Here is a 524-nt window from a genome sequence, read left to right as displayed (position 1 = left end):
CAGCCGGAAAAGCAGCCTCTCATCTGGGTAACGCCGTTTGGAATCACCGGAGCTTGCGTAAGGCTTGTGCAGCTTTCAAAGCAGTCTTCCATCTTGGTAACGCCGTTCGGAATCGTCGGAACTTGAATAAGGTTTGTGCAGTTGAAAAAGCAGGCGGTCATATCGGTAAGATAGGGTATTTCTTCCAATTTAAGAGCAAACTTTTTAGTCGGGTTACCCTTTAGTATTTCTCCGAGTGCGCTCGATTTGGGAGGAAAGTAACTATCTCCCTCTAAGTTTTCTGCCGTAAGTCCGGTTACTTTTATGTAATAGATTCCGTCTGTATGCGGTGCGGTATTTTTAAGATAGGTGTCCAAATTCGTACCGTTTTCTCCGAAAGCCACCGGCTCGTAAAGTGATTTAAAGGTAACGTTCACATTTGCGTTTGCAGTTATCTTTACTTTTGCAGTCGTACTTCCGGCTGTGCCGCCCTCTTGCAGTGCGGAAGCGGGGGTTATTGTCCACGTGTCGACTTTGTAGCCTGA

1 protein-coding gene is annotated in these 524 nt (G+C 46.6%); it reads right to left on the bottom strand.

Annotated features, from left to right (window positions below):
- A partial coding sequence (locus HMPREF9194_RS12435) for a leucine-rich repeat domain-containing protein (protein ID WP_016524775.1) occupies positions 1-524 on the bottom strand: 524 nt, incomplete at both ends.

Origin of the sequence: Treponema maltophilum ATCC 51939 (assembly GCF_000413055.1) — a bacterium.
Lineage (GTDB): Bacteria > Spirochaetota > Spirochaetia > Treponematales > Treponemataceae > Treponema_C > Treponema_C maltophilum.
Note: the sequence above shows the minus strand (reverse complement) of the source record. Positions and strands in the feature narration are given on the sequence as shown.